At 47.7% G+C, this 9,194-nt stretch carries 8 protein-coding genes; 5 read left to right on the top strand and 3 right to left on the bottom strand.

From position 1 onward, the window contains the following. The coding region (locus DBO31_RS02905) for an NADP-dependent malic enzyme (RefSeq protein ID WP_150824396.1) at positions 1 to 1,085 on the top strand (1,085 nt) is incomplete at its 5' end. Positions 1,086 to 1,304: 219 nt separating this feature from the next. Then, positions 1,305 to 2,111, top strand: a complete 807-nt coding sequence (locus DBO31_RS02900) for a basic amino acid ABC transporter substrate-binding protein (RefSeq protein WP_059076243.1) — start codon at positions 1,305 to 1,307, stop codon at positions 2,109 to 2,111. A gap of 83 nt (positions 2,112 to 2,194) precedes the next feature. Here DBO31_RS02900 and DBO31_RS02895 read toward each other — a convergent pair whose 3' ends face one another. The 3 genes from DBO31_RS02895 to DBO31_RS02885 form a co-directional block, all read right to left on the bottom strand. Then, entirely contained in the window at positions 2,195 to 3,601 is a 1,407-nt protein-coding gene (locus DBO31_RS02895; protein WP_075581721.1) for a sodium:solute symporter family protein, read from the bottom strand. Positions 3,602 to 3,851: 250 nt separating this feature from the next. Beyond that, positions 3,852 to 4,997 carry a hypothetical protein gene (locus DBO31_RS02890; protein ID WP_234995371.1) on the bottom strand — a complete coding sequence of 382 codons (1,146 nt, stop codon included), beginning with the start codon at positions 4,995 to 4,997 and terminating at the stop codon, positions 3,852 to 3,854. Positions 4,998 to 5,057: 60 nt separating this feature from the next. After that, entirely contained in the window at positions 5,058 to 6,164 is a 1,107-nt protein-coding gene (locus tag DBO31_RS02885; RefSeq protein ID WP_059076245.1) for a histidinol-phosphate transaminase, read from the bottom strand. A 322-nt stretch (positions 6,165 to 6,486) separates the two neighbouring features. Between DBO31_RS02885 and DBO31_RS02880 the strand changes: the two genes are divergently transcribed. The 3 genes from DBO31_RS02880 to DBO31_RS02870 all read left to right on the top strand — a co-directional run bounded on the left by DBO31_RS02880 (position 6,487) and on the right by DBO31_RS02870 (position 9,093). After that, entirely contained in the window at positions 6,487 to 7,140 is a 654-nt protein-coding gene (locus DBO31_RS02880) for a DUF6803 family protein (protein ID WP_234995370.1), read from the top strand. A 155-nt stretch (positions 7,141 to 7,295) separates the two neighbouring features. Continuing rightward, positions 7,296 to 7,997 (top strand): response regulator transcription factor, encoded by a 702-nt coding sequence (locus DBO31_RS02875; RefSeq protein WP_059076246.1) that lies wholly within the window; start codon positions 7,296 to 7,298, stop codon positions 7,995 to 7,997. Further along, a complete protein-coding gene (locus DBO31_RS02870; RefSeq protein WP_150824395.1) occupies positions 7,990 to 9,093 on the top strand; it encodes a cell wall metabolism sensor histidine kinase WalK in 1,104 nt (367 codons plus the stop codon). The genes DBO31_RS02875 and DBO31_RS02870 overlap by 8 nt, the downstream gene beginning before the upstream one ends. Positions 9,094 to 9,194 lie beyond the last annotated feature (101 nt).

Genomic DNA, 9,194 nt, shown 5'->3' with positions numbered 1-9,194 from the left:
TGACCTGCCGGGGCAATATGATTGCCGTCGTATCCGATGGCACCCGTGTCCTGGGCCTTGGCGATATCGGACCAGAAGCGGCCATGCCGGTCATGGAAGGAAAATCTGTCCTGTTCAAAGTATTCGGTGGTGTCAATGCCGTTCCTATCTGCCTGGATACGAAGGACCCAAAGAAATTTATTGAAACGGTCAAACTGCTTCAGCCCTCCTTTGCCGGTATCAACCTGGAAGATATTGCTTCACCGAAATGCTATGAAATTGAAAATACATTGAAAAAAGAAATGGACATCCCCGTATTCCATGACGACCAGCACGGTACAGCCATTGCTGCCCTCTCCGGTGCCATCGGAGCTTTCCGCTGCGTCGGCAAAGATTTGAAGACGGCAAAAATCGTCATCAACGGTGCCGGTGCTGCCGGGGCTTCCATCGGCCGTCTCCTCGTCCGGGCCGGTGCTCAGAATGTGACTATGGTAGACCGCTGTGGCGCCCTCTATGAAGGTATGGACGGCCTCAATCCCGTACAGGCGGAACTAGCCGCCGTGACGAACCGGGATAAGGTACAGGGAACACTGGCAGATGTCGTAAAAGGGGCGGACATGCTCCTCGGCGTATCGGCTCCCCACATCTTTACGAAAGAAATCATCCAGTCCATGAATCACGATGCCATCGTCTTTGCTATGGCCAATCCTATCCCGGAAACGGATTATGATTCTGCCAAGGCAGCCGGTGCCCGTGTCGTCGGAACAGGCCGGTCTGATTCACCGAACCAGATCAATAACGTTCTCGTATTCCCCGGCATATTCCGCGGTGCCCTGGCCGTACGGGCACGCCATATCAATGAAGACATGAAAGTAGCTGCCGCCTATGCGATTGCCGGCCTCATCAGTGATGACGAACTTACTGATGAATATGTCATTCCCGATGCGTTTGACCAGCGCGTTGCCCCGGCTGTAGCCGCGGCTGTTGCCAAAGCTGCCATGGAAACCGGGTCGGCCCGTATCCAGCGTGATCCTGAAGATATCCGCCATGAAGCGGCTGAACAGATTGCTGCATTGCATGATATGATTGACAAACTGCACGGCTAAGGCATATCTTATATATTCCTGCATAAAAAATAATAGTACTGTATAAAAAGAGTTATCGTTTCCGTCTTTGCCTGACAATAGGCATGCTCAGAGACCGGGTTAGTTTGCGATAACTCTTTTTTATGCAAATATTTTGTATAAACCATTTACAATCGCCGTAATAATGTGTATAATATCAAAATCAACACAAATTTTTATTCACATGTGGAGGGATATATCATGAAATGGAAAACGATGATGACAGCTTGTCTGGCAGGCATCCTGGCCGTATCGGTACTGGCAGGATGTGGCAGCGAAAAGAAAGAAGATGCGAAGAAACCGCTCCGCGTTGCGACGAATGCTACCTTTGTTCCCTTTGAGTTCAAAGAAAACGATGAATCCAAGGAATATCAGGGCTTTGAAATGGATCTGCTCCGGGCTGTTGCCAAAGAAATGGGCAGAGACGTAGAAATCAATAATATTGCTTTTTCCGGCATTATCCCCATCCTGCAGCAGGGAGATATGGATATTGCTGCCGCCGGTATGACCGTGACAAAAGAACGGGCCCAGAAAGTCAATTTCTCTGCTCCCTTCTATGAATCTAAATTAGTCATCCTGACGCCTAATGAAAGCGGCATTGATTCAGCAGACGCCATTGCAGGTAAACAGGTTGCCGTCCAGATTGGCACGACTGGTGCCCAGTATGCAGAAAATCAGGGATATACGGTCAAACAGTTTGACAATAATTCCGATGTCATCATGGAACTTCAGGTAGGCGGATCGCCGGCGGCTATCCTCGATAAACCCGTCGCCGATTATTTCCTCACCCAGGACGGAAAAGGCAAATTCAAAGTCATCGAAATTCCGAATACAAAATCGGAATACCTGGCCTTTGCCTTTAATAAAAAGGATACTGAATTGATGAAAAAGGTCAACGATGCCATGGCAAAATTGAAAGAAAAAGGCGAATTCCAGAAATTGTATAAAAAATGGTTTAATACCGATATGCCGGATTTGCCGAAATCGGGAGACGATGCTTTGAAATAAGATGCAGATATAGCAGGGACCTGACACATGAATCTATCCAGCTTCATGTGTCAGGTCCTTTTTGTATGGTGGTATGGGGTAAACTATTTTTTTACTTCTGGTGTCCGGATAGGCCTTTTGTCAATCAGCCACACCAGAAAAAAGGTAATCAGGCAGATGAGCCATTCAAAATAAATGACGTGAGGCAGGAATCGTATCTGCGGGCACAGCTGCCACAGGAATAATCCGATGATACCTACCAGAGTAGTGGCAAAAGCCGTATTTTTCCGGCACAGAGACGGACAGAACATAGTAGCCAGGAAAACCAGTGTAAAGGCCGTTGTGAGAGACAAACCGATGAGCATGACTTTGACGATGCCGACGGCATTGAAGGCCAGCCAGAGTGTTCCAGCCCCGATAATCAGGATGATGAGGCGGTTGGCCCGGACATATCCTTTTTCAGAGATAGATGGATTGAAAAAACGTTTGTAAATATCCTGGGCTACGAGAGTACCGGCCCCGAGCAGGATGGTACAGGCTGTTGATACATCGGCAGCCCAGAGTGCGGCCAGGGTCATTCCGGAAGAAAACGGGTCCAGACTCATGATAATCTGTGGCAGAGCCATGGTTGGATTCAGACCCGGAAACTGGGCTTTGGCAGCCAGACCCAGGATGGCAGACAGGAAGCCGACAGGAAAAATGAGCAGGCCGCCCAGGATAAATCCTTTACGGGCCGCTGTGGCATTTTTAGCGCCACAGGCAATCTGGACCGGCCCCTGGGCAGTAATGGCCTGGGTAGTCATGACAATGATCCAGCCCAGGAGTACGGCCAGAGACAGTCCGCCAAAAGGACTGAACCAGTCAAAATCAGAAGGGGGAAGTGCGGCATTGATACCGGATATGCCGCCATCCCGCAATAGGATACGTATCATGGAATAAACGATGCCGGCATAGATAATAGCGACACTGAGCACATTGGAAAGGCCGCTCGACCATAGACCACCGATGGCAGTGATGCCGATGAAGACGATGGCACTAGTAATCATCCCGCCATGAAGAGAAAAGATATCTGGCATGAGCGCGTGCAGTATAGATCCGCCGGCGACATACTGGAGAGATGTAATGCATATCATGATCAGAGACAGGCCGATGACACTGATGACACGGGCTTTTTTATCATAACACCGTTCGAAGAGTTCCGGGATGGTCGTGCAGTCCAGTGAACGGTATCTGCCGGCAGCGACGATCCCCATAATGATGGCACCGATGGACCAGGCTCCATTATACCAGCCGGCTGACAACCCGATCTTTGTGGCACTTTCGGCGACACCTACCGTGGAAGCAGCTCCGACGGCCATACCGGTGATACTGACAGCGACGAGCCCTGCAGAAAACTTGCGGCCGGCAAACAGGTATTCTGTTGGATTCTGTCCGGCCCGGCGTTTTACATACAAAGAAATACCAAATAATAGCAGGATGTACAAAATAACGATACTGAGCTGAATTGACATGTAAAACTCCCCTCTTTCCTGCCGGGCAGTACGGTTTCCCCCTGTAGCTGCCGGCATTGATATATGGATTCATTGTATGGGAAAATGAATAAAAAATCAATTCATTCAGGTGAAAGAGTTTGTTATACCTGCTTTGCGTATTTAAAGGCATCTGCCTGCAGAAACTCATAGGTAATATAAAACAGGTCCCTCCTATGACAACAGGATAGTCATGGGAGGGACCCGTTTATGATGTGATGGATATAGCCGGTTAATTATCTGAATCTTCCCGTTCCAGGCCGATTTCTTTATCTTTCATGAAATATACTTTGATGAAGACGACGATGATCATGATGATGCCGATCTGTCCCAGAAGTGGATACAGGAAGCCAATCAGTTTGCCGAAACCAATCTGTGCACCGAAAAATGCGACGATGCCCAGAATGACGGAGACGGCCATTTTGGCGGTTTTATTGGGAAGCCATTGTTCCAGTTTGTTGATGACGACCCAGAACATAGGAGCGCCGGTACTGTAAATACCCATAAGAAGGATAATCGAAAAGACGGCTGCCAGCGCCGGAGCGAACTGCTGGGCCAGGAACAGATTAGGAACCTGCAGCTTGGCGACCTGTTCCGGGAAGCAGAGCATGGCAGCCGTCATGAGGCCGCCGGCCAACATGAGGGCGACGCCGCCTATGAAGCCGCCGAGAAATGCTTCTTTGCGGTTATTGGCCTTGCCGCCCAGCCCGGTCAGGAACGGGATAGAGCCAAATACCATGCAGGATGCATAAAGGACGCCACTGAACCAGGCGGAATCCAGGAAGGCGTACTTGGCGAACCACCAGGATTTAGTGGCACGCAGGTCATACAGGACTTCCCAGTTCTGTGCCCAGCCGCCATGGAAGCTGATGAGCGTCATGAGGCCGATGCCCAGTGTAAAGACGATGATGACAGGACCGATGGCACCGATGATATCGGCCAGCTTCATCAGTCCCAGCATGACCGTAAGGACGCAGAGAGCGGCCATGAAGACACGGCCGGCATCGGCAGGAATGCCTACGAATTCAGAAGCAATGGCTCCTGTTCCGGCAATCATGATAGAGACGACTGAAAACAGGAACAGGACAGTCACCCATTCTAAGATGGTTCCTACATATTTTCCACAATAATAACGGAAAGCCTGGGTGTGATATTTTAATTTTAAATCATAGCCCTTTTGCATCAGTGCGCCACCAAAAAATGCAAATATGAGCATACTGATGGCTGCGCCAATGAAACCGTCCGGTCCGTACGCGCCAAAGAACTGCAGGACTTCCTGTCCTGTAGCATAGCCAGAACCTATCATAAAAGCACAATAGGCACCGGCAAAAATAATAATGTTTTTCAAACTTGTCTTGCCTGTCTTATTGATATCCAATGTTTTTTCCCCCAGTTTTATTTAAATTTGGACAGGACCCGGCCATAGGTATCCCCCACCCTATGCCTGGAGCTCGCTTTCTATAGCGGCAATACGTGTAAGCAGCGGTTTTACATCATCGGGGACGCGCAGACGGACGTGGCGTTTTCCGATTCCTTCAAAATCGACACCATATTCGACGCGGATGCCATGTTTCCAGAATATGGCGCCCAAGTCCGTATCGGCATCTGTGTAATACAGTCCGATAGGCACATCGGGGCGTGTTTTTGAAACATGCAGGACGTGCAGACTATCTATGAGGGCTTTTTTATTGTTTGCAATGGTTTCTCTGGACATTTTCAAAAAGCCCGGATCTTGAAGCACAATGGGAATCAGTTTGTCTGCTGGTGTCGTGATGGTCATTTCGCCGGGATCTTTAGCTAGGACCGGGACCATTGCCTTAGGCAGGACTATGTAACCGGCACGGAGTGCACCCAGTCCGAATCCTTTGGAAAAGGTACGGGCGATGACCAGATTGTCATAGTCGTTGATGAGCGAAACGGCCGATTCTTCTTTTTCAAGAAAATCGCCGTAGGCTTCGTCGATGACGACGACAATTTCTTTTTCTCGTGCCGCGTCGAGAATACGGCGGATGTCAGCCAGCGGTAGTGCCTGCCCTGTCGGATTATTGGGATTGTCGATATAAGCCAGCCGCTGACCTGGTTTCAGTGCCGCAATATAGCGGTCTGTGTCAAAGGCGAATTTCTCTTCTTCTTTCAGCGGGACGGATACGATGGCTGCTCCGCAGGAGCGGGCATTGGACGTATACGACGAGAAACACGGCATCGGTGCTACAACAGTCGTCCCTTCTTCCAGAAAGATACTGTTGATGCGGCACAAGGCACTCATAGATCCGCTTTGCATGGATATCTGGGATATGTCCAGATCGGCGATATCTGAAAAATACTGGCAGATATGGCGGCGGGTTTCCGTAAAAGGATGGGCCGGATACGAATGAAGCAGATCGAACGTATCGGCATAGGCTTCTTTTGTCAGAGTCGGTGTAACACCGCAGGGATTGACTCCCAGTGAGCAATCGATGATATCCTTTTCCAGAGATGTGCCTTCATCTTTCAAATAACTGTATACGGTCACGTTTTCCAGAGCGTGACGGATATGGTAATGCATGGTATCACCTCCATAATATATTCAGCTGATACTTATACTGATAATGAGTACAAACAGCCTATAATAACCCTATTCTACCGTTATGGGACAGGTTTGTAAAGCGATTCCCAAGGCATTAGATATGTTAACAAAATTAAAACGTTTTACTCGTGGGCGGTATGGCTGAGGTGCATCTGGCAGGTAATTTAGATGTTGATACAGAAAATTTGTTTCACGTGAAACAAATAAATTTTTTTATCTTCATAGTTTCTTCATACTTTCTACATGATTTCTCTATATGCATCGTGTATAGTATGGATATGTTCAAAAGGAGGAATAATATATGACTATGGTAATGACTCACTACATGGAGCTGTTGTCTCTGCACCAGCCCTGGTTTTTAATTTTATTTATGCTCGTACCGATGGTACTGGCAGAAACGATTCTCGCTTCCGGCGCTTTTTCTCTGTTGTACAAAGACGGACGCAGTGCCAAGTGGGATTCTCTCAGTCATGTTTGTGGATTGGTCCTTGGTATTTTCTTTATCTGTGCATCTGTTTACATCGTGGCCTGCTATGTCCCCACGATTGAATGGAGAGGCCCGATTGATTACATTTCTATCTGGTCTTATGTACTGGCCATTATTCCGGCCGTATTGATTCTGCTCCAGGAATTGGGAATTATCTATAAAAAGCTGGATAACACCATGAAAATCAAACGTCATATTGTGCTCATGATACTCTTTGTCTTATTCACTCACCTGGCTATGGTATTCGGCATGGCCGATCCCCAGCTGGCAGGATATCAGCCGCCTATGAATACGATGAACATGCAACAGGGCAGTATGGATCACGGCCAGATGACCAATCAGGATACTATGCAGCAGGGCCAGATGAATCATGATAATATGAATCAAAACAATATGAATCATAATCAGATGGATCATAGCCAGATGAACCATGAACAAATGCACGACCAGATGAACAATAACAAATAGAAGTCAATGATGTTTCCTAAAAGCTTCCTCGTACAATCGTTGTGTGGGGAGGCTTTTTTGTATACCGATTGACACGACTTGGTATGGAACAGTTCTCCCGCATAGAATTTTGATGTACAATACATATTGGATATAGATTTTTTGGAGGTGGTATTGTGCTCCCCTACTCTATTCTCATTGCTGATGATGATGAAAAATTACTTACCGTGCTCCGTTCTTATTTTGAACAGGATCAATGTCTGGTGTATACGGCCCAGACAGGCCGGCAAGCGCTGGATATACTCAAACGATATGAGCCTCAGCTCCTGGTTCTCGATGTGATGATGCCGGATATGGACGGTTTTGAAGTCTGCCGGCATGTACGCCAGACTAATGATATTCCCATTATTTTCCTGACAGCCAGAGACGATGAAACAGATCGTCTTGTGGGGCTGAACATTGGAGCCGATGACTACGTGACCAAACCGTTTAACGTTAAAGAACTGATGGCCCGTGCCCATGCCATGCTTCGTAGAGCGCGGGGAGAAGTCATACAGCAGTCGTCACAGCTTATACGGGGGGATTTGGTCATTGATAAAGAAAAATTCACCGTCACCCGCAACGGAGAGGCTGTTTCGCTTACTCCGACAGAATTTAATCTGCTGGAAGTGATGGCCTCTTCTCCCGGTCGTGTTTTTAGCCGCATGCAGCTCATGGAGCGGGCACAGGGCGGATACAGTTTTGAAGGGTATGAACGGACTATTGATACGCACATCCGGAATCTGCGGAAAAAACTGGAGCGTGACGCGGCCCATCCTGAATACATACTTACCGTCTACGGGATTGGCTATAAATTTGGAGGGACTGCTCATGACTAACTATCATAGTCTTGTCTTCCGGCTGACAGGCATTATCTTTTTTCTTTTTATTATGACTATCGGCATCCTTCTGTTTTTAGTCAATTATCAGATGGATGCGCACTTCTCTCATTATCTTTATAATCACTCCATGGAAATGGGCATAACTTCCCATGGGATGGCAGAAGAAATATATGTTTCTTCTGTTCACCGGTCTCTTTTATGGGTTGGTGCCGTCATGACTCTTCTCAGTGTATTTATCAGCTGGATTGTCATCCGCTGGTCTATTCAGCCCCTGCAGGATCTGACAGAAGCCGTCCGTCATGTTGAGGCTGGTTCCTTCGGGGAAACCGTGCTCGTTGACCGGCAGGATGAAGTGGGATTACTGGCCCAGTCTTTTAATGCTATGTCAAAAAAGTTACAATACAATGACACGATGCGTCGCCATCTCTTTGCCAGTATAGCCCATGAACTCCGGACACCTCTTGCCATTATCCAGGGAAATCTGGAGGGCATGATCGATAATGTCATTCCGGCAGACAAGAAAACATTTTTGTCTCTGGAAGACGAAGTTCTCCGCGTAAGCCGGCTCGTTCAGGATCTGCGGGATTTGTCCCTGGCAGAAATCAATGAATTACAACTTCATTGCCATCCTTTGCAGATAAATGACCTTCTTCAACAGGCGGCCAGTATGCTGGAACCGCTTTTTGAGGAAAAACAATTACAGGTCCGCCTTTCTACAGATGATGAGGTACCGCTCCTTTCACTGGATAAAGACCGGATGAATCAGGTTATTTATAATCTTTTAAATAATGCTATCCGCTATGTACCTTGCGGAGGGGCTGTTTTCATTCAATCGCGGCTGCGGCGGCTAAAAAACGGCCAGCGCGTCGAAATCTGTATTGCTGATTCCGGACCGGGTATCAGTCATCAGGACGTACCTCATATTTTTGAGTATTTCTATCGGGCAGAGAAATCACGAAACCGTAAGAGTGGAGGTTCCGGTATTGGCCTGGCTCTGGCGCGGCAATATGTCATCAATCAGGGTGGATATATACGCGTCCACAGTAAAGAGGGAAAAGGCACGATCTTTACAATCTGCTTCCCCATTTTATAATGAAAAGGATGCTGTACCATGTTTCACGTGAAACATAGTACAGCATCCTTTTTTTATGATACAATAGGAATAACAGAAATGAGCGGATTGAAAGAAAGGAG

Origin of the sequence: Megasphaera sp. DJF_B143, assembly GCF_900320625.1 — a bacterium.
Classification (GTDB): domain Bacteria; phylum Bacillota; class Negativicutes; order Veillonellales; family Megasphaeraceae; genus Megasphaera; species Megasphaera hexanoica.
Note: the sequence above shows the minus strand (reverse complement) of the source record. Positions and strands in the feature narration are given on the sequence as shown.

Excerpts from the sequence above, each read along its gene's own strand:
- DBO31_RS02900 (WP_059076243.1), top strand. The coding sequence starts at position 1,305 with ATGAAATGGAAAACGATGATGACAGCTTGTCTGGCAGGCATCCTGGCC.
- DBO31_RS02895 (WP_075581721.1), bottom strand. The coding sequence starts at position 3,601 with ATGTCAATTCAGCTCAGTATCGTTATTTTGTACATCCTGCTATTATTT.
- DBO31_RS02885 (WP_059076245.1), bottom strand. The coding sequence starts at position 6,164 with ATGCATTACCATATCCGTCACGCTCTGGAAAACGTGACCGTATACAGT.
- DBO31_RS02880 (WP_234995370.1), top strand. The coding sequence starts at position 6,487 with ATGACTATGGTAATGACTCACTACATGGAGCTGTTGTCTCTGCACCAG.
- DBO31_RS02870 (WP_150824395.1), top strand. The coding sequence starts at position 7,990 with ATGACTAACTATCATAGTCTTGTCTTCCGGCTGACAGGCATTATCTTT.